26 protein-coding genes are annotated in these 24,758 nt (G+C 71.9%); 15 read left to right on the top strand and 11 right to left on the bottom strand.

Features of this window, described 5'->3' with window-relative positions:
• Positions 1-18: 18 nt before the first annotated feature.
• The 4 genes from ACFUJY_RS24625 to hemL form a co-directional block, all read right to left on the bottom strand.
• Entirely contained in the window at positions 19-627 is a 609-nt protein-coding gene (locus ACFUJY_RS24625) for a TlpA family protein disulfide reductase (protein WP_383303340.1), read from the bottom strand.
• 67 nt (positions 628-694) lie between these two features.
• Positions 695-1,963, bottom strand: coding sequence for a hypothetical protein (locus ACFUJY_RS24620; protein WP_383303337.1), 1,269 nt, complete (start codon positions 1,961-1,963; stop codon positions 695-697).
• A 163-nt stretch (positions 1,964-2,126) separates the two neighbouring features.
• Positions 2,127-2,816: a histidine phosphatase family protein gene (locus ACFUJY_RS24615; RefSeq protein WP_073968737.1), complete on the bottom strand. Its 690-nt coding sequence runs from the start codon at positions 2,814-2,816 to the stop codon at positions 2,127-2,129.
• Positions 2,813-4,129 carry a glutamate-1-semialdehyde 2,1-aminomutase gene (hemL, locus tag ACFUJY_RS24610; protein WP_383303334.1) on the bottom strand — a complete coding sequence of 439 codons (1,317 nt, stop codon included), beginning with the start codon at positions 4,127-4,129 and terminating at the stop codon, positions 2,813-2,815. Before hemL ends, ACFUJY_RS24615 begins: the two co-directional genes overlap by 4 nt.
• Positions 4,130-4,259: 130 nt before the next feature.
• Here hemL and ACFUJY_RS24605 point away from each other — a divergent pair, with 130 nt between their 5' ends.
• Positions 4,260-4,856 (top strand): hypothetical protein, encoded by a 597-nt coding sequence (locus ACFUJY_RS24605; RefSeq protein WP_073865012.1) that lies wholly within the window; start codon positions 4,260-4,262, stop codon positions 4,854-4,856.
• 28 nt (positions 4,857-4,884) lie between these two features.
• Here the strand turns inward: ACFUJY_RS24605 and ACFUJY_RS24600 are convergent, their stop codons facing one another.
• Complete coding sequence (locus tag ACFUJY_RS24600; protein ID WP_383303331.1) at positions 4,885-5,484, bottom strand: short chain dehydrogenase; 600 nt, start codon at positions 5,482-5,484, stop codon at positions 4,885-4,887.
• Positions 5,485-5,603: 119 nt separating this feature from the next.
• On the opposite strand from ACFUJY_RS24600, the gene ACFUJY_RS24595 reads away from it, so the two are divergent.
• The 6 genes from ACFUJY_RS24595 (at position 5,604) to ACFUJY_RS24570 (ending at position 9,962) form a co-directional block, all read left to right on the top strand.
• Positions 5,604-6,473 carry a LysR family transcriptional regulator gene (locus ACFUJY_RS24595; protein ID WP_383303330.1) on the top strand — a complete coding sequence of 290 codons (870 nt, stop codon included), beginning with the start codon at positions 5,604-5,606 and terminating at the stop codon, positions 6,471-6,473.
• A 148-nt stretch (positions 6,474-6,621) separates the two neighbouring features.
• Positions 6,622-6,780, top strand: coding sequence for a hypothetical protein (locus tag ACFUJY_RS24590; protein WP_383303327.1), 159 nt, complete (start codon positions 6,622-6,624; stop codon positions 6,778-6,780).
• Between the two features lie 11 nt (positions 6,781-6,791).
• On the top strand, positions 6,792-7,658 hold the full coding sequence (locus ACFUJY_RS24585) for a DUF6597 domain-containing transcriptional factor (RefSeq protein ID WP_383303325.1): 867 nt from the start codon (positions 6,792-6,794) through the stop codon (positions 7,656-7,658).
• 48 nt (positions 7,659-7,706) lie between these two features.
• Positions 7,707-8,246: a GNAT family N-acetyltransferase gene (locus tag ACFUJY_RS24580; protein ID WP_383303323.1), complete on the top strand. Its 540-nt coding sequence runs from the start codon at positions 7,707-7,709 to the stop codon at positions 8,244-8,246.
• A 99-nt stretch (positions 8,247-8,345) separates the two neighbouring features.
• The gene (locus ACFUJY_RS24575) at positions 8,346-9,185 is read left to right on the top strand and encodes an NAD(P)H-binding protein (RefSeq protein ID WP_383303321.1); all 840 of its coding nucleotides are present in this window, start codon (positions 8,346-8,348) and stop codon (positions 9,183-9,185) included.
• 42 nt (positions 9,186-9,227) lie between these two features.
• Positions 9,228-9,962: a Mut7-C RNAse domain-containing protein gene (locus ACFUJY_RS24570; RefSeq protein WP_383303318.1), complete on the top strand. Its 735-nt coding sequence runs from the start codon at positions 9,228-9,230 to the stop codon at positions 9,960-9,962.
• Positions 9,963-9,971: 9 nt separating this feature from the next.
• Here the strand turns inward: ACFUJY_RS24570 and ACFUJY_RS24565 are convergent, their stop codons facing one another.
• Positions 9,972-10,454, bottom strand: coding sequence for a MarR family winged helix-turn-helix transcriptional regulator (locus ACFUJY_RS24565; RefSeq protein WP_383303315.1), 483 nt, complete (start codon positions 10,452-10,454; stop codon positions 9,972-9,974).
• Positions 10,455-10,500: 46 nt separating this feature from the next.
• Positions 10,501-11,073 (bottom strand): TetR family transcriptional regulator, encoded by a 573-nt coding sequence (locus tag ACFUJY_RS24560; protein ID WP_383303707.1) that lies wholly within the window; start codon positions 11,071-11,073, stop codon positions 10,501-10,503.
• 202 nt (positions 11,074-11,275) lie between these two features.
• Between ACFUJY_RS24560 and ACFUJY_RS24555 the strand changes: the two genes are divergently transcribed.
• The 3 genes from ACFUJY_RS24555 (at position 11,276) to ACFUJY_RS24545 (ending at position 13,989) form a co-directional block, all read left to right on the top strand.
• Positions 11,276-12,772 (top strand): FAD-dependent oxidoreductase, encoded by a 1,497-nt coding sequence (locus ACFUJY_RS24555; RefSeq protein ID WP_383303313.1) that lies wholly within the window; start codon positions 11,276-11,278, stop codon positions 12,770-12,772.
• Positions 12,773-12,825: 53 nt separating this feature from the next.
• A complete protein-coding gene (locus ACFUJY_RS24550) occupies positions 12,826-13,161 on the top strand; it encodes a YnfA family protein (RefSeq protein ID WP_383303310.1) in 336 nt (111 codons plus the stop codon).
• 69 nt (positions 13,162-13,230) lie between these two features.
• Positions 13,231-13,989 (top strand): SDR family NAD(P)-dependent oxidoreductase, encoded by a 759-nt coding sequence (locus ACFUJY_RS24545; protein ID WP_383303307.1) that lies wholly within the window; start codon positions 13,231-13,233, stop codon positions 13,987-13,989.
• Positions 13,990-14,023: 34 nt separating this feature from the next.
• Here the strand turns inward: ACFUJY_RS24545 and ACFUJY_RS24540 are convergent, their stop codons facing one another.
• Entirely contained in the window at positions 14,024-15,217 is a 1,194-nt protein-coding gene (locus ACFUJY_RS24540; RefSeq protein ID WP_383303304.1) for an RtcB family protein, read from the bottom strand.
• Positions 15,218-15,388: 171 nt separating this feature from the next.
• Between ACFUJY_RS24540 and ACFUJY_RS24535 the strand changes: the two genes are divergently transcribed.
• The 3 genes from ACFUJY_RS24535 to ACFUJY_RS24525 all read left to right on the top strand — a co-directional run bounded on the left by ACFUJY_RS24535 (position 15,389) and on the right by ACFUJY_RS24525 (position 18,693).
• A complete protein-coding gene (locus tag ACFUJY_RS24535) occupies positions 15,389-16,246 on the top strand; it encodes a DUF3558 domain-containing protein (protein ID WP_383303302.1) in 858 nt (285 codons plus the stop codon).
• A gap of 179 nt (positions 16,247-16,425) precedes the next feature.
• Entirely contained in the window at positions 16,426-17,277 is an 852-nt protein-coding gene (locus ACFUJY_RS24530; protein WP_383303300.1) for a DUF3558 domain-containing protein, read from the top strand.
• Positions 17,278-17,403: 126 nt separating this feature from the next.
• Positions 17,404-18,693, top strand: coding sequence for a DUF2637 domain-containing protein (locus tag ACFUJY_RS24525; protein ID WP_383303703.1), 1,290 nt, complete (start codon positions 17,404-17,406; stop codon positions 18,691-18,693).
• A gap of 61 nt (positions 18,694-18,754) precedes the next feature.
• On the opposite strand, the gene lysS is transcribed toward ACFUJY_RS24525, so the two are convergent.
• On the bottom strand, positions 18,755-20,515 hold the full coding sequence (gene lysS, locus ACFUJY_RS24520; protein ID WP_383303297.1) for a lysine--tRNA ligase: 1,761 nt from the start codon (positions 20,513-20,515) through the stop codon (positions 18,755-18,757).
• A gap of 132 nt (positions 20,516-20,647) precedes the next feature.
• Between lysS and argS the strand changes: the two genes are divergently transcribed.
• Positions 20,648-22,417: an arginine--tRNA ligase gene (argS, locus tag ACFUJY_RS24515; protein ID WP_383303295.1), complete on the top strand. Its 1,770-nt coding sequence runs from the start codon at positions 20,648-20,650 to the stop codon at positions 22,415-22,417.
• Positions 22,418-22,470: 53 nt separating this feature from the next.
• Here the strand turns inward: argS and ACFUJY_RS24510 are convergent, their stop codons facing one another.
• Complete coding sequence (locus ACFUJY_RS24510; protein ID WP_383303292.1) at positions 22,471-22,899, bottom strand: hypothetical protein; 429 nt, start codon at positions 22,897-22,899, stop codon at positions 22,471-22,473.
• Positions 22,900-23,133: 234 nt separating this feature from the next.
• Between ACFUJY_RS24510 and ACFUJY_RS24505 the strand changes: the two genes are divergently transcribed.
• A complete protein-coding gene (locus ACFUJY_RS24505; protein ID WP_383303700.1) occupies positions 23,134-23,505 on the top strand; it encodes an ATP-binding protein in 372 nt (123 codons plus the stop codon).
• Between the two features lie 12 nt (positions 23,506-23,517).
• Here ACFUJY_RS24505 and ACFUJY_RS24500 read toward each other — a convergent pair whose 3' ends face one another.
• Positions 23,518-24,753 carry a phosphatidylserine/phosphatidylglycerophosphate/cardiolipin synthase family protein gene (locus ACFUJY_RS24500; protein WP_383303290.1) on the bottom strand — a complete coding sequence of 412 codons (1,236 nt, stop codon included), beginning with the start codon at positions 24,751-24,753 and terminating at the stop codon, positions 23,518-23,520.
• Positions 24,754-24,758: the final 5 nt, after the last annotated feature.

Below are 24,758 nucleotides of genomic sequence, written 5' to 3'. Positions count from 1 at the left end.
GCGAGGGTGCTCACCTGATCACTTCTCCGCGATCAGCGGGTCGATCATCTTGTGCAGGTCGGTGTCGTCCATGGGGCCCACGAAGCGGGCGGCGAGCTTGCCGTCCCGGTCGATGACGACGGTCGACGGGATGGACTGGAGCCTGAAGGTGCCCTTGGGGAAGCGCAGCAGGAGCTTTCCGGTCCGGTCGTAGAAGCTGGGGTAGGGGGTCTCGTGGCTCTCTTCGAACGCGAGGGCGTTGCTCTTGGAGTTGTCGCGGGTGTTGATGCCCACGAACTGCACGCCCTTGTCCTTGGTGGCCTCGGCGACCTTCTTGAAGTACTTCGCTTCGAGCCGGCAGGGGGCGCACCACGAGCCCCAGGCGTTCAGGACGATGATCTTGCCCTTGTAGTCGGCGAGGTCGAGCTGCTTGCCGTCCACGGTCTCGCCGGCGAGCTCCGGGGCGTCGACGCGCTCGTCCTTGGGCGCGGTGGCGATTCCGCCGGTGCCCGTGACGAAGTTGGTGTCGCCGCCGCCGCTGGTCTTGCTGCCGGAGTCGCACGCGGTCAGCGTCAGTGCGAGCGCGGCGGCCGCCAATGGGGCGGCGAGCAGCGTGAAGCGGCGTCGGGGTGCGCGGCCATGGCTCATGTGAAAAGTTTCGCATGGCCCTTCCGGGGATCTTGGGCGCCCCCCTCGGTGCCCGTAAAGCCCGTTGTCAGGCTCGTTTAAAGAAGGTGTTCCAGCCGCCCGCGGGTGCTTCGCCGACCTGGAGTGTACGGAGCTTGGCGAGGACCGCCGGGTCCTGGACGTCGAGCCAGTCGACGAACTGCCGGAAGGAGACGAGGCGCACATCCGGTTTCCCGGCGATGTGCTTGAGCGTTTCTTCGACGGCGTCCATATAGATGCCGCCGTTCCACTCCTCGAAGTGGTTTCCGATGTAGAAGGGCGCGCGGTTCGTCTCGTAGGCGCGCTTGAATCCGCTGAGGTAGGACTGCGTGGCCTGTTCGCGCCAGCCGGGATAGCGGGAGGGCATTCCCTTGGTCGAGTTCCGCGACTGGTTGGCCAGGATGTTGTAGTCCATGGAGAGGACTTCGAAGGTGTGCCCGGGGAACGGGATGCCCTGGAGCGGCAGGTCCCAGACGCCCTGGCGTTTGACGGGCCAGACCTGGGTGCCGCCGGGCGAGCTGGCGTCGTAGCGCCAGCCGAGCTTCTTGGCGGTGGGGAGCAGGTTGTCCTGGCCGAGGAGGCAGGGGGTGCGTCCGCCGACGAGTTCCTTGCGGTAATCGAAGGGGAGCGATTCCTCGCCGTCCCAGCCGGTGTTGGTGCGCCATTGGGTGACGAAGGAGATCGCCTGGTCGATTTCGCTCTGCCACTGGGCGGGGGTCCAGTTGGCGACCGATCCGGAGCCGGCGCAGAAATGCCCGTTGAAGTGGGTGCCGATCTCGTGGCCGTCGAGCCAGGCCTGCCGGACGTTCTTCAGCGTCTCCTTGAGGTGGCCGTCGGTGAGATAGCCGATGTCGGAGGCGCCGACGGGGTTGTTCGGCGGGCGGTAGAGCGTTTTCTTCGATTCCGGCAGGAGATAGAGGCCGGAGAGGAAGAAGGTCATCGACGCGTCGTGTTCCCGGGCGAGTTCCAGAAAGCGCGGGAAGAGCCCGTTGCCGACCTCGCCGGCCCCGTCCCAGGAAAAGATCACGAACTGCGGCGGCTTCTGCCCGGGCTCCAGGGGAACGGGGGCGTGGGGTTGCTTCGGCTGCTTCCCGGTATAGGCGGTGGAACCGTCGCCGATGGCGCGGACGTCCTTCTTGTTCCCGGTGCCCTTCGAGGTTCCGCCGGCCGCCTTCTCCCCGGTGGCGCCCTTGTCCGGGCTCGGGCTTCCGTCTCCGGCGCCGGGCCCGGAGCCGGTGGCGCCGCACCCCGCCATTCCGGCGGCGGCCGCGGCACCGAGACCGGCTCCGAGCAATCCCCTTCGGCTGATCTCACGCATGCGGCTTCCCATCTGCGGTCGTTTTGCCTTAAGTCCATACAAACTGGCAATCGCTTAGATGGGAGGAGCCACACGGAGGTTCCCCCGGATAGCACAAAATTCTTTACGAAACCAGACCTGGCGTTGACCGAACACAGGTACTAGTGCCGCCCCGTGGGCCCGCTTACGCGCCGAAACCCTTCGACGCGCCCTTCACCGGCTTCGCGCCGGCCCGCAGGTGCGCGGGGACCAGGTCGCGGGCCGGCTCCGAGTAGCCGACGGAGACGATCTTGTCGCCCCGGTACGTGAAGCTGGTGAGCGAGGCGAGGGTGCACTGCCGCTTGCGCGGGTCGTGCCAGAGCCGCCGCCGCTCCACGAAGCTGCGGACGATCCAGATCGGCAGCTGGTGGCTGACGCAGACCGCCTCGTGCCCCCGGGCCGCGTCCCGGGCCGCGTCGAGCGCGCCCATCATGCGGACGACCTGCTCGATGTACGGCTCGCCCCAGGACGGGCGGAACGGGTTCGTCAGGTGCTTCCAGTTGTCCGGCTTGCGCAGCGCGCCGTCGCCCACGCCGAAGGTCTTGCCCTCGAAGACGTTGGCGGCCTCGATGAGCCGTTCGTCCGTGGCGAGGTCCAGGCCGTGCGCCTTGGCGATCGGGGTCGCGGTCTCCTGGGCGCGCTCCAGCGGGGAGGCGACGGCGTACGTGATGTCGCGCTTCTCCAGGTGCTCGGCGACCCGGTCGGCCATCTGCCGGCCCAGCTCGGAGAGGTGGTACCCGGCCCGGCGCCCGTACAGCACGCCCTCCGGGTTGTGCACCTCGCCGTGGCGCATCAGGTGCACCACGGTGATGTCGTCGGGATTCTTCTCGCTCATGCGGTGGCCTCCGAGGCGGCGCGGGCGGCGGCGGGCAGGGCGGCGGCGATGCGCTCGACGGCCTGCGTGTCGTGGGCGGTGGACACGAACCACGACTCGAACGCGGACGGCGGGAGGTAGACGCCCTGCGCCAGCATCGAGTGGAAGAACGGGGTGAAGCGGAAGGCGTCCTGCCGCTTGGCGTCCTCGTAGTCACGGACGGGCCCGTCCGTGAAGAACACGGAGAACATGTTGCTCGCCGCCTGGACGGTGTGCGCGACGCCCTCCTTGTCCAGGGCGGCGCTCACCAGCCCCCGGATCTCGGCCGAGACCGCGTCCACCTTCGCGTACGCCGCGTCGTCCAGCAGCCGCAGCTGCGCGAGCCCGGCGGCGGTGGCGACCGGGTTCCCGGACAGCGTGCCCGCCTGGTAGACCGGGCCGGCCGGGGCCAGGTGCGCCATCACGTCGGCGCGCCCGCCGAACGCCGCGGCCGGGAAGCCGCCGCCCATGACCTTGCCGAAGGTCATCAGGTCCGGGCGGACCCCGTCGACGCCGTACCAGCCGGCCTTCGACGTACGGAAGCCGGTCATCACCTCGTCGGAGATGTACAGCGCCCCGTTGGCGGCGCACAGCTCCTTGAGCCCCGCGTTGAACCCGTCCAGCGGCGGGACGACGCCCATGTTGCCCGGCGACGCCTCGGTGATCACGCACGCGATCTCGCCCGGCCGCGCGGCGAACGCGGCGCGCACGGCGTCCAGGTCGTTGTACGGCAGCACGATCGTGTCGCCCGCCTGCGCGCCGGTGACCCCGGGGGTGTCCGGCAGCCCGAAGGTGGCGACGCCGGACCCGGCCGACGCGAGCAGGGCGTCCACATGGCCGTGGTAGCAGCCGGCGAACTTCACGACCTTGGCCCGGCCGGTGAACCCGCGGGCGAGGCGGATCGCGGACATCGTCGCCTCGGTCCCGGACGACACCAGCCGCACCTGCTCGACCGGCTCGACGCGCGCGACGATCTCCTCGGCGAGCGCGACCTCGCCCTCGCCGGGCGTACCGAACGAGGTGCCGCGGGCGACGGCCTCCTGGACTGCGGCGATCACCTCGGGGTGGGAGTGGCCGAGGATCATCGGCCCCCACGAGCACACGAGGTCGACGTACTCGCGCCCGTCGGCGTCGGTCAGGTACGGACCGGTACCGGACACCATGAACCGGGGCGTACCGCCCACGGCCCGGAAGGCTCGGACGGGAGAGTTCACGCCGCCGGGCGTCACGAGGGACGCGCGGTCGAAAAGCGTCTGCGAAACTGGGGCGTCATAGGGAAAGCTCACACATGCCATGGTGTCAGAGCCACGGACGGTCTTTGCGGACAGGTGTTTCACCGCACGCCCGTGGGGGAGGTCACTGACACGATGATCGGGTTGCACGGCGGGGGCTGTGCCTCCTAGTGAGTAGTCGGGTGGATGAGATATGCATCGCGGTGGCGGAGTGGGCGAAGGGACGGACGGCCCGGGGCCCGAGCCTGCCCGGCGTGGCCGGCACCGGCGGCGCGAGGCCGAGCACACGCAGGGCATACAGGCCGGTGAGGCGCGGACAGGCGGCGGAGCCGGGAGCGGGAGTGGTGGCCGGGTGGGGGTGACCTACAAATATTTCGGTGCTCCCGACGGGGCCACCGCGGCACGCGTGCCCATCTCCATGCGCCCCGAGGAGCTCGGCGGCGACGAGCTCGGCATGGGCGGCATGTTCACCAAGATCAAGCCGGAGACGGTGGCCGCGATGGTCCTCACCGGCATCCAGGGCATACCCCTGCACAAGGTCCCCCCGCTGGAGCTGGTCGTCCTGCACCCCGACTACGCGGTGGTCAAGCTCCCCATGACGGTGGTCGACCCGCTGCGCGGCGTGGGCGAGGAGTCGGTGGGCGCCGCCGCCTTCATCTGGTCCACGGTCCCGGACCGGGGCGGCCCGCGCGACGCGTTCAACGTCTACCAGCTGCTGCACGAGTGGCAGGACTTCAGCCACCGGCTGCACGACGCGGGGCACCAGGCGTACTGCCTGGTCTGGCCCTGACGGCAGGGCCGGGCGGGGGCGCCCCCGGCTACCGCACCCGGTACACCCGCCCCGTCTGCGCGCCCTCGATCGAGCGCACGTACGCCGTGGCCACGCGGGCCGCCGGGACCGGTTCGATGCCCGCGAAGAAGGGGCCGTAGGCGGGCAGGGACTCCTCGGCCACCGTGGGGCTGACCGCGTTGACGCGCTGGGGCGGGAGTTCGATCGCGGCGGCCCGGACGAACGCCTCCACCGCCCCGTTCGCCGCGGAGGCGGCTGCGCCGGCCGCGATGGGCTCCTCGGTCAGGATGCCGCTGACCAGGGTGAACGAGCCGTGCGGGGGCAGCTGGGCCGCGCCCTGGCGGACCAGGTCGAGCTGGCTCAGGGCCTTGCCGCGGAACGTGGCCGCGAAGTCCTCGGGCGTCAGGTCGGCGAGCGGGCGGAACACCGCGTCGCCGGCGGTGACCGCGACCGCGTCCAGCGGGCCGGCCTCCGCGTAGAGCCGGGCGACCTCGTCGGGCCGGGTCACATCGGCCACCAGATCACCGCCCGAGCGGCCGACCCCGATCACCGTGTGACCGCGCGCCGCCAGCGCCTTCCGTACCGCACCGCCCAGCGTGCCCGCCGCACCGACCAGGAGAATCCGCATGTCGCACCGTCCGTCCATGACGTGTTCGAGGAAGCCGGGAGAACCCCGGCGCCTTTGACGCTACGAGCCCCGCGCAACGGCCGGAAATGCCGTGTGCGCAGGGACTATGCTCCTCAGGCATGGATGATGTGGAGCTGCGCCACCTCAGGGCGCTGGACGCGGTGGCCGAGGCGGGCACCATCACCGCCGCCGCGGTCCGGCTGCACATGACACAGCCCGCCCTCTCGCGCACGCTGGCCCAGCTGGAGTCACGGGTCGGCATCCGGCTCGTCGACCGTTCGCCCCGGCACCTGACGCTCACCTCGGCCGGGCAGACCCTGCTCGGGCACGGGCGGGCGATCCTCGCCCACCTCGACGCCGCCCTCGCCGACACCCGCACCGTCTCCCGCCCCCTGCGCATCGGCTACACCTGCGCGGTGCTCGGACGGCAGACCGTGCCGCTGCTGCGCTCGTGGCGCCGGGCGCACCCGCACATCCCGCTGGACGTGGTCCGCCAGGACAACAGCACGGCGGGCCTGGCCACCGGGGACACCGATGTCGCCGTGCTCCGTACCGTCCCCGCCGACCCCCGCATCCGCACCGAGGCGCTGTACACGGAGGACCGGGTCGCCGCCCTGCCCGACGACCACCCGCTCGCCGGCCGGGACCGGGTCCTGCTGGCCGAACTGACCGCCCGCCAGGCCCTCCCCCTCGCCCTGTGGCCGGACACCGGCACCGCGTCGCCCGGCCTGTGGCCGCCGGAGCGCCGCCCGGACCGCACGGTCGAGGTCGGCAATGTGGACGAGTGGCTGAACCTGATCGCCGCCGGGGGCGCGTTCGGGCTGGGCGCGGCGGGGACGGCCGAGAGCCACGGCCACCCGGGCGTCCGGTTCGTCCCGGTGGCCGACGCGCCCGCCGCGACCGTCTACCTCGCGCGTCCCGTCCATCCCACGCATCCGCGTACGGAGGACTTCCTGGCGGCGGTCCGGGACGTGGTGAGCGGCGGCTGAGCCGGGCCGCGCCCCCCGCCTGCGGTCACGTGCTCGAAGGACAGGTGTGGCCGGCCGTATCCGGCCATTCAATGGCCGAAGAATGATCTTCAGTCGCCCCGCCCGCCCTGCCGATGCAGGAGGCACCGCCCTCCCGAAGGAGGCTGCCATGGGCGACACACTCCTGACCCTGTCCGTCCCCGCGCTGCTGCTCGCCAGCGGCCTCTACACGGTGACGCGCACCTGGTGGCGGCGCAGGCATCCCGCGCCGCCCTCCCCGTACACCCAGCAGGCCGCGCGACTGGCCGAAGGCCCTGAGCGGCCCTAGGCTCTGCCGTCGTGGCCGGTCTCGGAGGCCCCCGGCGCGATACCCGGGGCATCGTCGACGCGCCCGAGCTGTTCGCGCACGTACGGTTCCGGCGCCGCGAGCCCGCGCCCGCGCTGCGGCGGTATCTGGAGCACTACTGGCTGATCGACTGGGACCTCGCGCAGCCGTACGCCTCGCATCTCGTCCCGCACCCGAGCGTCAACCTCGTCTTCGCGCGGTACCCGGGCTGCGGCGACGAGGACGCGGGGTGCGCCGAGGTCGCGGGCGTCGGCCTGGAGCTGTTCACGCAGAAGCTGGAGGGGCGCGGGCGGGTCTGCGGGGTGCAGTTCCGGCCCGGCGGGTTCCGGCCGTTCGCGCCCGGGGCGCCCGTCTCCCGGTGGACGGGCCGCCGGCTCCCGGCGACCGACGTGTTCGCGCCACCGGCGCCGCCCGCACAACCAGCACCATCGGCACCGCCCGCACCGCCCGCACCGTCCGCCGCCGTGCTGGACCCGGCGGCCGAGGACGACCGGGTCGCCGCGCTCGACGCGTACCTGCTGGCCCTCGGCCCCGAGCCCGACCCTCGCGCCGATCTCGCGATGGCCCTGGTGGACCTGGTGCGCACCGACCGCACGGTCCTGCGCGTGGACGGACTCGCCCGCGCCGAGGGCGTGTCGGCGCGCTCCCTGCAACGGCTGTTCGCCGCGTACGTGGGGGTCGGCCCGAAGTGGGTCATCCTGCGCTACCGCATCCACGAGGCGCTGGAACGCGCCGGGGCGGCGCCGGACGTGGACTGGGCGGCCCTCGCCGCCGAGCTCGGATACAGCGACCAGGCGCACCTGGTCCGGGACTTCACGGCGACGCTCGGCGTCCCGCCCACGGCGCTGTCCGCCCGCTGAGCGCCCCGCTGACGACCCGTTGTCAGTGCCGCGTCCTACAGTGCGGAGATGACCTCTGTGCAGCGCGCCGCGGCGTCCTCCGTACGCATCGTGCCCTGGTCCGACGGCGACCTGGACCTGCTCCGCCGGGCCAACGCACCGGAGCTGATGGACCATCTGGGCGGGCCCGAGACGGAGGAGCAGCTGAGGGCGCGCCACGCCCGTTACGTCACGCTCAGCGCGGACCGGACGGGCCGGGGGCGGATGTTCCGCGTCGCCCTGGCCGGTGGGGCGGAGGCCGTGGGCGCCATCGGCTTCTGGGAGCGCACCTGGCGGGACGGGGAGGTGTACGAGACGGGCTGGACGGTGCTGCCGGAGTTCCAGGGCCGTGGCATCGCCTCGGCGGCGACGCGCGCGGTGGCCGACGCGGCGCGCGCCGCGCACAAGCACCGCTATCTGCACGCCTACCCGTCCGTGGAGAACGGCCCGTCGAACGGCGTCTGCCGCAAGGCCGGCTTCACGCTGCTCGGCGCGTGCGAGATCGAGTACCCGCCGGGCCACCCGCTCCTCGCCAACGACTGGCGGCTGGATTTGCGCGCGGCCGGCTGAAGGCGGTTATCCCGTTTGACGGCTGCCGCCGCCTCCTGGATATTTACCTGCGTCGCGCAATCTATGCGCGACGCATTCGACTTTCCCCGAGGAGCCCCCATGCTCACGCTCGTCACCGGCTGCCGCGGTCGCGTCGGCACCGCGCTCACCGACCTCCTGCACCAGGGCGGCCACCCCGTCCGCGCCGCCTCGCGCAACGCCGCCGAGCTGACCCCGCCGCCCGGCGTCCCCGCCGTGACCTGCGACCTCGGCGACCCCGGCACGTTCCCGGCCGCCCTGGAGGGCGTCGACTCCGTCTTCCTGTACGCGGAACCGGCGCACATCGACGCCTTCGTCACCGCCGCCCGGACCGCCGGAGTGCGCCACATCGTGCTGCTGTCCTCCAGCTCGGTCCTGGCCCCCGATCCGGCGGCCAACCCGATCGCCGCCGCGCACCACGCGGTGGAGCAGGCGCTGCTCGCCGCACCGCTCACCACGACCCTGCTGCGCCCCGGCGCCTTCGCCACCAACGCGTACGGCTGGGCGGGGTCCTTCCGCTCCGGGCGCCCCGTCGACCTGCCCTACCCCCGCAGCGAGGGCAGCCCCATTCACGAGACCGACATCGCCGAGGCCGCCCTCGCCGCGCTCACCGACCCGGCCCTCCAGGGCGCCGCCTACCACCTCACCGGCCCCGCGTCCCTCAGCGCCGCCGAGCAGGTCCGCATCCTGGCCGACGCCTCCGGCACCCCGGCCACCGTCGGCGAGGTGAGCCCGTCCGCCTGGAAGGAGGCCATGGCGCCCTTCATGCCGGCCGAGGTCGCCGACGGGCTGCTCGCCTACTGGGCGGCCACGGACGGCACGCCCGCCGAGGTGGCCGACGGGGTGGAGAGGCTGACCGGCCACCCGGCCCGCACCTTCGCCACCTGGGCCGCCGAGCACGCCGCCGCCTTCCGGCCCTGAAATCCGTGGGCACCGCGGGACCCCCGGTGGCATCCTGACCAGGTGAACGGACCGGAGATCCACCTCGAAGTCGCCCCCGAGCTCAGGCTTTTCGTGGCCCACGGGCGCCGAAAGGGGCGGACGCCGGTGATCACCGACGGCTCGTCCACGCTCGGCCATGTCGTCGAGTCCCTGGGCATCCCGCTCACCGAGGCCGGCGAACTCCTCGTGGACGGCCGCCCGGCCCCCGCCTCACACATCCCGGCCGCCGAGGAGCTGGTCGAGGTCCGCCCGGTGCCCCGCCCGCAGCCCGTGCCGGGGGCGCCCCTGCGCTTCCTGCTCGACGTCCACCTCGGCACCCTCGCCCGGCGGCTGCGGCTGCTCGGCGTCGACGCCGCCTACGAGAGCGAGGACATCGGCGACCCGGCCCTGGCCGCGCTCTCCGCGAAGGAGCGGCGCGTCCTGCTCTCCCGGGACCGGGGGCTGCTGCACCGCCGCGAGCTCTGGGCCGGCGCGTACGTCTACAGCGACCGGCCGGACGAGCAGCTGCGGGACGTCCTGGAGCGGTTCGCCCCGGCGCTCGCCCCGTGGAGCCGGTGCACCGCGTGCAACGGTCCACTGACGGCGGCCGACAAGGACACGGTCGGCCCGCACCTGGAACACGGGACGCGCCGGACGTACGACGTGTTCGCGCAGTGCGCGGAGTGCGGACGGGTCTACTGGCGGGGCGCGCACCACGCCCGCCTGGAGGCGATCGTCGCGGAAGCGGTCCGCGACTTCGGCCCGGTGGCGAGCTGAGGCGGGGCCTCAGGCCCCGCCCTCCCGCAGCCGCGCGATCTGCGACGTGCTCAGCTCCACCGTCCGCCGCATATGGCCGAGGAGCAGGGCGACCTCGTCGTCGTCGTACGCGTCGAACAGGGCGTCCCAGCCGCCGTTCAACCGCTTCCACACCGCGCCGAACTCCGCCATGCGTTCGGGCACGGTCGCCACGAGCACCCGCCGCCGGTCCGCGGTGTCCCGCGCCCGGGTCACGTAACCGGCCCGCACGAGCCGGTCCACCAGCCGGGTCGCCGAGCCGGTGGTGAGCCCGGTCAGTTCGGCGACGCGGCCCGTGGTGACGGGCGCCGCCTCCAGGCCGAGCAGGTTCAGGCACTGGAGGTCGGTCGGGTGCAGCCCCAGCCGGTCGGCGACGGCCTGGTTGAACAGCGCGTACGCGGCCATGTAACGCCGCGACACGACGGACATCTCGGTCAGCAGGGTGCTGCGGCGGGGGGACTGCTTGGGCGGCATGCGGAGAGTGTACGGAGCGGAGGGCGACGGTCCGCGCAGCGGCGCTTCAGGGCCCTTCGGCCGTCAGGTAGCGCTGGACGGTGGGCGCGAGCCAGGCGATCACCTCGTCCCGGTCCATGGAAACGGCGGGTTCGAGCCGCAGCACGTACCGCGCGAGCGCCATGCCCAGGATCTGCGAGGCGGCGAGCGCGGCGCGGCGCGGGGCGTCGGAGGGATCGGGGCAGAGACCCGCGACGACCGGCCCGAACTGCTCGGCGAAGACGGTCCGAATCCGCTCGGCCCCCGCCTCGTTCGTGGCGCCGACCCGGAGCAGGCCGGTGAGCACGTCGTCCCGCTCCCAGCGGTCGAGGAAGTGACCGACGAGGACCGCCCCGATGTGCTTGCCGGGCATGGCTCCGAGCTCCGGCAGGCGGAGGTCGATCACCGACGCGGCGGCGAACAGGCCCTCCTTGTTGCCGAAGTAGCGCATCACCATCGACGGGTCGATGTTCGCGTCGCGGGCGATGGAGCGGATGGTGGCGCGCTCGTACCCGTCGGTCGCGAACCGCTCGCGGGCGGCGTCGAGGATCGCGGCCCGGGTCACATCCGAACGGCGGGACGCCGGGGAGGCCTTCATCATCATGCCAACAACTGTAGGCCAACATCTGTTGACATGCCAGCGAGGGCGTTTTACATTTGCCTACAAGCGTTGACCAACAAGCGTTGACCAACAAGCGTTGACCAACAAGCGTTGACCAACAAGCGTTGACCAACAGGCGTTGGCAAAGTCGCGGCCCACGTCATGGGCCCGCGGACGCCGCATCCGAAACCGGGAGACCGACATGACCAGCAACCCCACCGCCACCCCCGCCCCCGACGCCCGACCGGCGGCCCACACCGGCCGCGAAGCCCTCGTCGACGTGCTGATCGTCGGCGCGGGCCCCACCGGATTACTGCTCGCCGGCGACCTGGCCGCCCAGGGCCTGTCGGTCACGCTCGTCGAGCGCCGCAGGCACGAGGCGGGGAACGTCACCCGCGCCTTCGCCGTGCACGCCCGTACGCTCGAACTGCTCGACTCCCGCGGCCTCGCCGAGGAGCTGATCAGTACGGGCACCACGCTCACCGGCCTCCGGCTCTTCGGACGGCTGGACGTGGACCTGTCCCGGCTGCGCACCCGCTTCCCGTTCCTGCTGGTCACCCCGCAGTACGAGGTGGAGCGCCTCCTGGAGCGCCGCGCCCGCGCCGCCGGCGTGGACTTCCGGTACGGGGCGGAGCTGACGGGGCTGGACCGGACGGCGGACCCCGGCACCGTGACCGCCTCCCTCCGGAGCGCGGACGGCACGCCGGGCAGCCTCACCGCGCGGTACGCCGTGGGCACCGACGGAGTCCGCAGCTCCGTCCGCCAGGCCCTCGGGCTCCCCTTCCCCGGCGAGTCGGTGATCCGGTCCATCGTCCTGGCCGACGTCCGGCTCACCGAGGAGCCGGACGAGCTCCTCACGGTCAACGGGGCGGGGGACGCCTTCGCCTTCATCGCGCCGTTCGGCGACGGCTGGTACCGCGTGATGGGGTGGAACCGTGCCCACCAGGCGGACGACAGCGAGCCGGTCGGGCTGGACGAGCTCCGGGGGATCGCGCGCCAGGCGTTCGGCACGGACTACGGCATGCACGACGCCCGATGGATCTCCCGCTTCCACAGCGACGAACGCCAGGTGCCCGCGTACCGCTCGGGACGGGTCTTCCTCGCCGGGGACGCCGCGCACGTCCACTCCCCGGCCGGCGGCCAGGGCATGAACACCGGGCTCCAGGACGCGGCCAACCTCTCCTGGAAGCTCGCCGCGGCACTGCGCGGACACCCGGCCGACCCCGAGGCGCTCCTGGACAGCTACCACGCCGAACGGCACCCGGTCGGCGCGAAGGTGCTCCGCGCCAGCGGCGCCATCGTCCGCCTCGCGATGGCGAGCACGCCGCTCCAGCGGGCGTCCAGGGCACTGGTCACCCGCGCGCTGTCCGTCGTCCGCCCCGCCTCCGACCGGGCCATCGGCATGATCTCGGGCATCGGGATCGCCTACGGGGCGCCACGCGGCTCCCACCGCCTGACCGGGAAGCGGGCACCCGACCTCAGCCTGACGGAGGGCCGCCTGCACCGACTGCTGGGCGGGGGCACGCACGTCCTCGTCACCCCCGCCGGAACACCCGAGCCGGCGTCCGGCATCCCGCTCCTGCACACCCACTGGACGAGCGACCGGGACACCGCCCTGCTGGTCCGCCCCGACGGGTACATCGCCTGGGCGAGCGACCACGCCGACCCGGCGGCCCTGCGCGCCGCGCTGGCCCGGTGAGCCTCATGTTCCCGGCGCGGCTCGCGGCGCACCGCCCATGACACCCTGCTCCCATGTCCGTGCTCCGCTCCACCGCCCTGTTCGTCCTGGCCGCGCTCTTCGAGATCGGTGGTGCCTGGCTCGTCTGGCAGGGCGTGCGCGAGCACCGGGGGTGGGCCTGGATCGGCGCGGGGATCATCGCTCTGGGTGCGTACGGCTTCGTGGCGACGCTCCAGCCGGACGGCGAGTTCGGGCGGGTGCTCGCGGCGTACGGCGGGGTCTTCGTGGCGGGCTCGATCGCCTGGGGGATGGCCGCCGACGGCTACCGGCCGGACCGCTGGGACGTGACCGGCGCGCTGGTCTGCCTGGCCGGGATGGCCGTGATCATGTACGCCCCCCGCGACCACTGACCCCGGCGCGGCCCGCCTATCCTGGCCCCGTTCGACCGTACCGTTCAGCCGTCCGAGGAGAGCCCGACCATGGCCGCAACCCCCATCGCCGTCGTCACCGGAGCGAGCAGCGGCATCGGCGCCGCGACCGCCCGGCAGCTGGCGGCCTCCGGCTACCGCGTCGTGCTCACCGCCCGCCGCAAGGACCGCATCGAGGCCCTGGCCGCCGAGCTGACGGAGGCCGGCCACCAGGCCACGGCCTACGCGCTGGACGTCACCGACCGCGCGGCGGTGGACGAGTTCGCCACCGCGTTCCGCTCCCTGGCGGTCCTGGTGAACAACGCGGGCGGCGCGCTGGGCGCCGACCCGGTCGCCACGGGTGACCCGCAGGACTGGCGGCAGATGTACGAGACGAACGTCATCGGCACGCTCAACGTGACCCAGGCCCTCCTGCCGGCCCTCACCGCGAGCGGCGACGGCACGGTGGTCATCCTCTCCTCGACGGCCGGCCTCTCCACCTACGAGGGCGGCGGCGGCTACGTGGCCGCCAAGCACGGCGAACACGTCCTGGCCGAGACCCTGCGTCTGGAGATCGTCGGCACCCCGGTCCGCGTCATCGAGATCGCCCCGGGCATGGTCAAGACCGAGGAGTTCGCGACCACCCGCTTCCGCGGCGACACGGACAAGGCCGCCAAGGTCTACGCGGGCGTCGAGGCCCCCCTCACCGCCGACGACGTGGCCGACACGATCAACTGGGCGGTCACCCGTCCCAGCCACGTCAACATCGACCTCCTGGTGGTCCGCCCCCGCGCCCAGGCGTCCAACTCGAAGGTGCACCGCACGGCGTGAGGTGTCCCGGGGCCGGGTCGGCCCGGCCCCCGGCTCAGCCCTTCACGCAGATGACCTGCTTCAGCTTGGCGACGACCTCGACCAGGTCGCGCTGCTGGTCGATGACCTTCTCGATCGGCTTGTAGGCGCCCGGGATCTCGTCCACGACCCCGGAGTCCTTGCGGCATTCGACGCCCCGCGTCTGGTCCGCCAGGTCCTGGGTGGAGAACCGCTTCTTCGCCGCGTTCCGGCTCATCTTGCGGCCGGCGCCGTGCGAGGCCGAGTTGAAGGACTTCTCGTTGCCGAGACCCTTCACGATGTACGAACCGGTGCCCATGGAGCCCGGGATGATCCCGTAGTCGCCGGAGCCGGCCCGGATCGCGCCCTTGCGGGTGACCAGCAGGTCCATCCCGTCGTACCGCTCCTCCGCCACGTAGTTGTGGTGACAGGAGATGACCGGTTCGAAGGTGACCTTGGCCTTCTTGAACTCCTTGCGGACGACGTTCTGGAACAGCGCCATCATGACCGCGCGGTTGTGCTTCGCGTACTCCTGCGCCCAGAACAGGTCGTTGCGGTACTCGCGCATCGGCTCCGTGTCGGCGAGGAAGACCGCGAGGTCGCGGTCGACGAGGCCCTGGTTGTGCGACAGCCCCTGCGCCCGGCCGATGTGGAAGTCGGCCAGTTCCTTGCCGATGTTCCGCGACCCGGAGTGCAGCATCAGCCAGACGGAACCCGCCTCGTCGAGACAGAACTCGATGAAGTGGTTTCCGCTTCCGAGCGTTCCCATCTGCTTCGTGGCCCGTTCCTGACGGAATTTGACCGCTTCGGCCACCCCGTCGAACCGCGACCAGAAGTCGTCCCAGCCGCCGGCCGCGAGGCCGTACAGGCCGGACGGGTCGACCGGGTCGTCGTGCATCCCGCGGCCGACCGGGATGGCCTGCTCGATCTTCGAGCGGAGGCCGGACAGGTCGCCGGGGAGGTCGTTCGCGGTCAGCGAGGTCTTCACCGCGGACATACCGCAGCCGATGTCCACGCCCACCGCCGCCGGACAGACCGCACCGTGCATCGCGATCACCGAGCCGACCGTGGCGCCCTTGCCGAAATGCACGTCGGGCATGACGGCCAGGCCCTTGATCCAGGGCAGCGTGGCGACGTTGCGGAGCTGCTGCATCGCCACGTCCTCGACCGATGCCGGGTCGGTCCACATCCGGATGGGAACCTGCGCACCCGGCACTTCTACATACGACATAACCCCTCGATTCCCCCGGAAAAGTCTGAAAGCGCAAAACCGGCGCCAAGATCGGCAAATGAGTCGGCCGACCGGCGTTCACAGCGGCGCGTGCGATACACATTGTGTCCACCGGCCGCCATCGGGCGGCAACCGTTTTTCGCACGAAGGGAGCCCAGGACCGTGCGACGAATGGCGTACGCGACCGGCGCCGTGCTCATCGCAGCGCTCGCCGCCGGCTGCACCGGCGACTCCGGAAGTGGAGGCTCCGACCCCGACGGCAAGCCGAGCACCCCGGCCGAGTCCTCCGCTCCCCCGGGCAAGTACCGCACCCTCCCCGACGCCTGCCGCGCCATCCCGCGCGCCACCCTCAAGGACCTCCTGCCCGGCACCGCCGACATGCCGGAGGCCCAGCAGGACAAGGTGTTCGAGGGCGTCGCCACGGTCACGTACGACACCGACCGGCGGATCGGCTGCCGCTGGAAGTCCGACGTCCCCGAGGGCACCCGCAGCATCCACCTGGACTTCGAGCGCGTCGTCTCCTACGACACCGCCGTGAGCGACGACGACCGCGCCCGCGAGGTGTACGCGAAGAAGGAGACCGCCGCCGACCTGCCCGACGCGGCCCTGCCGCCCGAGAGCCCCGACGCCTCCCCGTCCGGCTCCGGCGACCCGGACGCGGAGGGCACGGAGGGATCGGAGGACACGGAGGACACGGAGGACACGGAGAACACGGACGGCGCGAACGACAAGGGCGCGTCCGGCGACACCGACACCGACGGCACCACCTCCGGCAGCCCCGCCGACAGCCTCCAGCCCCGGCTGCTGGACAAACTGGGCGACAGCGCGTTCCTGGACGACGCGCTCAGCCGGGCCGGCGCCCCCGCCCGCCACCGCACCGTGAGCGTGGTGTTCCGCACATCCAACGTCATCGTGACCGTCGAGTACACCGCCCAGCCGGCCATGTCCACCGAGGTCCCCGACAGCAAGGAACTCCAGGAGAAGGCCCAGGCACTGGCCCGTCAGCTGGCCGATTCGTTCAACGACTGACGCCGCCCGGGCCGTCCCCGTACCGCTCCCCGCGCCCGCCGGCGAAAGCGGCATCCGGTCGCCGTCCGTCGTACCGTGGCCCTCCGGAGCCACCGGCGGCCGATCGCCGCGGCCTGTCTCCGCACGGCTACCGCCGCACCACCGTCCCCCGACCGCCGCGCCATCCGAGTGAAGGAACCATGCACCGATCAGCCCCGCGACTCACCCGCATACTCGCCTGCGCCGCCGTCCCGGTGATGCTCGTCGTCGCCGGCTGCTCGTCGGACTCCGGCGACAAGAAGGAGGCGGACTCCTCCGCCTCCGCGTCACCGCAGGCGACGAAGTCGGAACCGGTCGTCGAGCCGGCGAAGTTCGCCGCGCTGCCCGACCCCTGCAAGGCGATCGAGGCGAAGACCGTCAAGTCCCTGGTCCCCTCGGCCAAGAGCAAGAACGGCACCCGCAGCAAGTCCACCGACACCTCCGTCCGCGGCGGCTGCTCCTGGAACGGGCTGGCCGACAAGGGCGTCAAGGGCTCCCAGTACCGCTGGCTGGACGTCGGCTTCACCCGCTTCGCCTCCGACCAGACCCTGGGCAGCGGGGCCGCCCGGGCGGGCGAGGAGTTCGACAAGCAGGTCAAGAAGACCGAGGCGACCGACGGCGCGAAGAACGTCGCGACCGGGTCCGTCAGCGGCATCGGCGACCAGGCGACGAAGATCAGCTACGACCAGTCCAAGACGGACGAGGACTTCCGGTTCACGACGATCGTCGCCCGTACCGGGAACGTCGTCGTGGTCGTCAACTACAACGGCGCGGGCTACGCCGGTTCGAAGACGCCGTCCGCCGAGACCATCCTGAAGGGCGCCACGATGGCCGCCAAGGACGCGGTCGCGGCCGTCGCCGACGCCAATGCCGGCAGCGCCGAGAGCCCGAAGGCGACCGACGGGGCAACCGGCGAGGCGACTGACAAGGCGACTGACAAGGCGTCCGACGACTCCTCCAAGAAGCCGTCCAAGAAGCCCAGTTCGTCGAACGGGTCGAAGTCCTCGGACTGACACCGGGGACCGCCCCGGCCCCTCCCCCCGCGACACCTCTCGCACACATGTGCCAGGCTGTGCCCGCCGGAAACAAGCCACCGGCGACGAGACAAGGGAACAGGGAGGGGATGGGGGGTGGCTGCCATGCAGCTGACGCGCACGCATCGGGTGCTGATCGGTCTGGTCGTGGCCGGCGCGGTGCTGATCGCCGCGATCGGCTTCGCCGGTTCGTACGCGGCGGTGCGCGAGCTGGCCCTGAGCAAGGGGTTCGGCGACTTCTCGCTGGTCTTCCCGATCGGCATCGACGCGGGCATCTGCGTCCTGCTGGCCCTGGACCTGCTGCTCACCTGGCTGCGCATCCCGTTCCCGCTGCTGCGCCAGACGGCGTGGCTGCTGACGGCTGCGACGATCGCGTTCAACGGCGCCGCCGCCTGGCCCGACCCGCTCGGCGTCGGCATGCACGCGGTCATCCCCGTCCTCTTCGTCGTCGCCGTCGAGGCCGCCCGCCACGCCGTGGGCCGGATCGCGGACATCACGGCCGACAAGCACATGGAGGGCGTCCGCCTCACCCGGTGGCTGCTCTCCCCCGTCCCCACCTTCCGGCTCTGGCGCCGGATGAAGCTGTGGGAGCTCCGCAGCTACGAACAGGTCATCAAGCTGGAGCAGGACCGGCTCATCTACCAGGCCCGGCTCCAGGCCCGCTACGGGCGCGCCTGGCGGCGCAAGGCGCCCGTCGAGTCCCTGATGCCGCTGCGCCTCGCGAAGTACGGCGTGCCGCTCGCCGAGACCGGCCCGGCCGGCCTGGCCGCCGCCGGCATCGAACCGGCCCTCCTGCCCCCGGCCCCGGAGCCGACGCCGATGCCGGAACAGGTGCCCGCCGCCCCCGCCGTGGAGACGGCCCAGCAGCATCCGGAACTGCCGGGCGCGGCGGCCCCGGAGGAGTGGCAGCAGCAGTCCGGGGCCCCCGCGGAGCCCGCCGCCGACGACAACCCCTGGTTCCCGGCGCAGGCGACCGCCAAGGTCTACGAGGGCACGTACGACCCGGACTTCGAGGTCGAGGTCCCCGTCCCGCACCAGGTCCCCTCGGGCCCGGGGGGCCGCACCCGGCCGCTGGGCAACGTGGGCACGGTCGGCAGCACCGCCCCCGGCGGGCAGCCGGAGCAGCTGCCCGTCCCGGAACCGGTGCCCGAGCCCGTCCAGGAGCCCGCGCAGCAGTGGACGCGGGAGGACGAGGAGTTCGCCGAGATCGCGTACGAGGTGTTCTCCGCGTTCATCGCCGAGAACAACGACTACCCGAGCGTCGCGGTCCTCGACATACACCTGTCGGACGGGCACAACGTCCGCCACCCGCGCAGCGAGGCGCTGATCCGGCAGCTGATGCCGGCCTTCAAGCAGCGCTACCACCAGGAGCTGGAAGCCGATCACATCGCGTGAGCGCGCCGCGCGCGAAGGGGCCGCCTCCCCTGCGGGAGGCGGCCCCTCGGCACATCCGGGGTCACGCCCCCAGCAGCCTCCGCACCCGGTCCGCCCCCACCGCGAGCAGCAGCGTGGGCAGCCGCGGCCCCGTGTCGCGGCTGACGAGCAGCCGGTACAGCAGGGCGAAGAAGGACCGCTGGGCGGTCTTCAGCTCGGGCGTCGGCTTGGCGTCGGGCTCCAGGCCCGCGAGGACCTTCGGCACGCCGTAGACGAGCGTGGTCAGGCCGTCCAGGGACCAGTGCGTGTCCAGGCCCTCCAGGAGCAGCCGCAGCGACTCGCGCCCCTGGTCGTCCAGCGAGCCGAGCAGCTCCTTGTCCGGCTCGTCGCGCACGATGGTGCGGGCCTCGGCCGGGACCTGGGTGGTGATCCAGCTCTCGGCGCGGTCGAGGCGCGGGCGCGCCTCGTCGAGCGAGGTGAGCGGGTTCGCCGGGTCCAGCTCGCTGAGGATGCGCAGCGTCTGGTCCTCGGCGCCGGCGGTGATGTCGGCGACCGAGGCGAGCGTGCGGTACGGCAGCGGGCGCGGCGTGCTCGGCAGCGCACCGGCGGCCGTGCCGACCGCGCGCCCGTACGCGGCGGCGTCGGCCGGGAGGACCGTGCCGTCGGCGACCTTGCGGGCCAGCGAGTCCCACTCGTCGTAGAGCCGCTGGATCTCCTGGTCGAAGGCGATCTTGAAGGACTGGTTGGGCTTGCGGCGGGCGTAGAGCCAGCGCAGCAGCGGGGCCTCCATGATCTTCAGGGCGTCGGCCGGGGTGGGCACGCCGCCCTTGGAGGAGGACATCTTGGCCATGCCGGAAATCCCGACGAAGGCGTACATGGGCCCGATGGGCTGGACGCCGTCGAAGACCTCGCGGACGATCTGGCCGCCGACGACGAACGAGGAGCCGGGCGAGGAGTGGTCGACGCCGCTGGGCTCGAAGATCACGCCCTCGTAGGCCCAGCGCATGGGCCAGTCGACCTTCCAGACCAGCTTGCCGCGGTTGAACTCGCTGAGCCGGACGGTCTCGGCGAAGCCGCAGGCGGTGCAGGTGTAGTTCAGCTCGGTGGTGTCGTCGTCGTACGAGGTGACGGCGGTGAGGTCCTTCTCGCAGTTGCCGCAGTAGGGCTTGTACGGGAAGTAGCCGGCGGAGCCGCCGCTGCCGTCGTCCTCGCCGGCCGCGCCGGAGCCGGCCTCGGCCTCCAGCTCGGCCTCGTCCACCTTCTTCTGCTGCGGCTTCTTCCCGCCCTTGCCGCCGGCCGCGGGGTCCTTCTTGGTGCGGTAGCGGTCGAGGATGGCGTCGATGTCCGCGCGGTGGCGCATGGCGTGCAGGATCTGCTCGCGGTATGTGCCCGCGAGGTACTGCTCCGTCTGGCTGATCGGGTCGTACTCGACGCCCAGCTCGTCCAGCGACGCGGTCATGGCGGCCTTGAAGTGCTCGGCCCAGTTCGGGTACGCGGACCCGGCCGGGGCGGGCACCGAGGTCAGCGGCTTGCCGATGTGCTCGGCCCAGGACTCGTCGACGCCGGGGACGCCGTTCGGCACCTTGCGGTAGCGGTCGTAGTCGTCCCAGGAGATCAGGTGGCGCACGGTGTACCCGCGGCGGCGGATCTCGTCGGCGACCAGGTGCGGGGTCATGACCTCGCGGAGGTTGCCCAGGTGGATGGGGCCCGACGGGGAGAGGCCGGAGGCGACGACGACCGGTTTGCCAGGCGCACGACGCTCCGATTCGGCGATGACCTCGTCCGCGAAGCGGGAGACCCAGTCGGTCTCGGTGCTGCTCTGACTCTGAGCCACGGTCGGCACGTCCTTCTCTCGGGTAGGACTCGTAGGGGCACCGACCATTCTCCCAGGTGCGGGCCGCAGTACGAAAACGGCTTTGCGCCCCGTGGGATACTGGAGTGATCCTTTGTCCTCTACCGAAACGGCAGCCGGCTCATGGCCTCGGTCACTTCCCTCGCTTCCACGCTCCAGCAGCAGCTGGCGGACGCCCTGACGGCAGCACTGCCGGAAGCCGGCACCGCCGATCCGCTGCTGCGCCGAAGCGACCGGGCCGACTTCCAGGCCAACGGCATCCTGGCGCTCGCCAAGAAGCTCAAGGGGAACCCCCGCGAGCTGGCCGGCAAGGTCACCGACGCGCTCCCGGCCTCGGACCTGATCAAGGACGTCGAGGTCTCCGGCCCCGGCTTCCTGAACGTCACGCTCACCGACCGGGCGATCACCGAGACGCTGGCCGCGCGCGCCGCCGACGGCGACCGGCTCGGCGTGCCGGCGGACGAGGCGGCGGGCACCACGGTCGTCGACTACGCCCAGCCCAACGTGGCCAAGGAGATGCACGTCGGCCACCTGCGGTCCGCGGTGATCGGTGACGCGATGGTGCGGATTCTGGAGTTCACCGGCGAGTCCGTGGTCAGGCGCCACCACATCGGCGACTGGGGCACGCAGTTCGGCATGCTCATCCAGTACCTCGTGGAGCACCCGCACGAGCTGGACCACGAGGGCGGCAAGGAGGACGGCGAGGCCGCGATGTCCTCGCTGAACCGGCTCTACAAGGCGTCCCGGGCCCTGTTCGACTCGGACGAGGAGTTCAAGGCGCGCTCCCGGGACCGGGTGGTCGCGCTCCAGGCGGGCGACGCGGAGACGCTGGCCATGTGGCAGCGGTTCGTGGACGAGTCGAAGATCTACTTCTACTCGGTCTTCGACAAGCTCGACATGGAGATCAGCGACCCCGACATCGTCGGCGAGTCCGGGTACAACGACATGCTGGAGGAGACCTGCCGCATCCTGGAGGAGACGGGCGTCGCCGTCCGCTCCGAGGGTGCGCTGTGCGTCTTCTTCGACGACGTGCTGGGCCCCGACGGCAACAAGGTCCCGCTGATCGTCAAGAAGACGAACGGCGGTTACGGCTACGCGGCGACCGACCTCTCCGCGATCCGGGACCGGGTCCAGGGCCTCAAGGCGGACACCCTGCTGTACGTGGTGGACGCGCGGCAGTCCCTGCACTTCAAGATGGTCTTCGAGACGGCCCGCCGGGCGGGCTGGCTGAACGACGACGTGAAGGCGCACCAGCTCGCGTTCGGCACGGTGCTGGGCAAGGACGGCAAGCCGTTCAAGACCCGTGAGGGCGTCACGGTCCGGCTGGAGGACCTGCTGGACGAGGCCGTCGAGCGGGCGACCGCGGTGGTCCGGGAGAAGGCCGGGAAGGTCGGCCTGTCCGAGCAGGAGATCGTGGAGAACGGCCGGTACGTCGGCGTGGGCGCCGTGAAGTACGCGGACCTGTCGACCTCCGCCGTGCGGGACTACAAGTTCGACCTGGACCAGATGGTGTCGCTGAACGGCGACACGTCGGTGTACCTCCAGTACGCGTACGCGCGCATCCAGTCGATCCTGCGCAAGGCGGGCGACGCGAAGCCGGTCGCGCACCCGGAGCTGGAGCTGGCCCCGGCCGAGCGGGCGCTGGGCCTGCACCTGGACCAGTTCGGCGAGGTGCTGGCCGAGGTCGCGGCGAACTACGAGCCGCACAAGCTGGCCGCGTACCTCTACCAGCTGGCCTCGCACCTCACGACGTTCTACGACCAGTGCCACGTGCTCAGCGAGGACAACCCGGCCGAGGTCGTCGAGAACCGGCTCTTCCTGGTCGAGCTGACCGCCCGCACCCTGCACCGGGGCATGGCGCTGCTCGGCATCCGGACGCCCGAGCGGCTCTGAGCGCGGCAGTGCGCGAAGGGCGGGGTCCGTCGGGCCCCGCCCCTTCGCGGCTCCTACTCCGGCCGTCCCAGCGTCCATCCCGAGACGTCGGACAGCCGGCCGCGCCACAGCGGCAGCCGCAGCGGGGCCGCGCCTCCGCAGATGAGGGTCGCGTCCCGGAGATGAATCCACCGGGGCAGGAAGGGGACGTCCTCGTCCGCCTGCGCCTCCTTGACGCCCTGGTCCACCGTCTCGGGGAACTCCGCCAGGAGGTTCGCTCCTTCGCCCTCCACCTGGCGCAGGCTCCGCGCCCATTCCGCCTTCCACGCCTCGTGGCCGATCACCTCGCCGTGGAGCGCCCCCGCGGGTACGACCAGCGTCAGGGGCAGGCCGGACCGGGGCTCGCGGTCGAGCAGCCGGATCAGCATCTGGAGCTGGAGGTCGGGCACCGGATGGGTGACCAGCGCGGGTGCGTCCCGGACGGGGTCGGCGGAGTCGGTCATCTGCTGTTCCCTTCGGCCACGGCCTCGTTCCGGCGCCACGGCGGGCCGGAAGTTCCTTGCCCCGTCTGCCCGCGAATGGGGCGTTCATTCTTCCGCCCCACGTACGGGAAACAAGCCGTATACGCCTGGGACGCGAGGGAAGAAGAAGAATTCAGACTGCTCGACAATCATTTCTCCGGGGGCGAAACGATGTCCGACCTCGATTCCGCGGCGGTGTCACCGTCACCGCACCCGATGACGGTGGCCGAACCCCCGCCGTCCAGGGCGGCCGACGCGCGGGCGGCGGCCAAGGCGTTCCTGGCGACGCTCCACCCGCGGCCGGCGGCGACGACGATCCAGGATCTGCTGCTCCTGGTGTCCGAACTGGTGACGAACGCGCTCCGGCACGCGGGCGCGGTGACCGCTCTGGCCTTCGGGGCGGACGAGGACACGCTGTACGTGCAGGTCGTCGACCCCAGCCCCGAGCGCCCGCGGCCACGCACACCCGACCTCCGCGGCGGTACGGGCGGATTCGGCTGGCCGCTGATTCTGAAGCTGGCGGAGAAGGCCGACATCCGTGACCACACCCCCCGCGGCAAAGTCATTCTCATTTCCATGGCCCGCTGAGCCGGCGTGCTCTCAGAGGAATCGGCGCAACGGCCGCACCGACGCCTCGCGGAGCCGTTGTACGACGGGCCTGCGCCGCCACCTCCGGCCCTCGATGCGCTCGCTCACCGCCAGGTCCTCCGCGAAGTGGGCGTCGAGCGTCGCGGTGAACTCCCGGTCCATGACCGCGAGCATGACCTCCTCGTCGTGGTCCAGGGAGCGGCGGTTGATGTTCGTGGACCCGATCAGCGCGGCGACCCGGTCGACGGTGACGACCTTGGCGTGCATCATCGTCGGCCGGTAGTGGTGGATCTTCACGCCGCAGGCCGTCAGCCGCTCGTAGTACAGCTGCCCGGCGAGCTGGCAGACCCGTTTGTCGGTGTGCGGGCCCGGCAGCAGGATCTCGACCTCGACCCCGCGCCGCGCCGCCGCGCACATCAGCTCCACGAAGAAGGCGTCCGGGGCGAAGTAGGCCGTGGCGATCCTGACGCGTTCCTCGGCGGTCTCCAGGACGACCCGGAGCAGGGTCTGCATGTCCTGCCAGCCCACGCTGGCCGAGCCCCGCACCACCTGCACCACCGCGTCGCCCCGCTGCGGGACGTGCCGGAACCGGTCGCGCGCGTCGAACAGTTCGTCGTGGCATTCGGCCCAGTTCTGCGCGAAGGCCGCGGCGAGTCCGTCGACGGCCGGACCGCGCACGCGGACGTGCGTGTCACGCCACTCGTTCTCGTTCCGCGCGTCGCCGCACCACTCCTCGGCGATCCCGACGCCGCCGGTGAACGCGGTCCCCTCGTCCACCACGAGGACCTTGCGGTGGCAGCGGTGGTTCTGCTTCAGGGGCGACAGGTAGAGCGGTTTGCGGAACCACGCGACCTGGACGCCCGCGTCCTCCATGGCCCGGAGCTGGTCCTTCTCTATGAGTCTGCTGCCGAACCCGTCGAGCAGCAGCCGCACCCGCACCCCGGCCCGGGCGCGGTCCGCCAGTGTGGCGGCGAACTCCCGCGCGATGTCGCCGCGCCAGTAGACGAACGTCATCATGTCCACGGTGTGCTCGGCGCTGCGGATGGCGTCCAGCATCGCGGCGAAGATCGCGTCCCCGTTCCGCAGCGGGACCAGTTCGTTCCCCTCCGTCGCGGCGATCCCGATGAGCCGTTCCAGCCGCCGTCTGAGCCGCTGCGCGCGCTCCACGAGGACCGCGTCCTCGTCCGGGAGGGGTTCCGCCGGGAGGCCGGGGCGGAGTCCGGGTCTGTTGTCCGTACCACTCGTCATGGCTG

This window comes from Streptomyces sp. NPDC057249 (assembly GCF_042669245.1).
Classification (GTDB): Bacteria; Actinomycetota; Actinomycetes; order Streptomycetales; family Streptomycetaceae; genus Streptomyces.
Note: the sequence above shows the minus strand (reverse complement) of the source record. Positions and strands in the feature narration are given on the sequence as shown.